This is a genomic window from Lactobacillus sp. C449L, from assembly GCF_059900815.1.
Map to the genome: position 1 here is coordinate 1 of NZ_JBWXGA010000423.1, position 401 is coordinate 401.

1 pseudogene is annotated in these 401 nt (G+C 34.7%); it reads right to left on the minus strand.

The features are described from left to right. Positions 1 to 159 precede the first annotated feature (159 nt). Positions 160 to 401 (minus strand): annotated as a pseudogene (locus AC2JF9_RS10090) (ABC transporter ATP-binding protein); the annotation flags it as partial.

Sequence of the window (401 nt, forward strand, 5' to 3'; positions counted from 1 at the left end):
AGAATCCTCATAATTACTAATAAAAACCTTGAATTTTTCATTAAACACCTCTCCTATTTTAGGATGTGCAGTTAAATGTAAAATATAAGAACAAATACTTTTACTAAATTATTTATGCTCTACCCATAATGAATTATGGTTGGTATAAATAGAATTGATCTAGGCTAAATAGGCTTCTTGAACCTGCTCATTAGTCATTAACTCCTTTCCCAAGCCTTCGAGTACGATTTCACCATTTTGAATGACATAGCCGCGGTCAGCAATTTGTAATGCTTGAAACGCATTTTGTTCAACCAGCAATATTGTCATACCCGTTTTGTTGAGTTCACTAATGATTTCAAAAATTTGTTCCACAATGATGGGAGCAAGGCCCATGGAGGGCTCATCAAGCATCAATACGT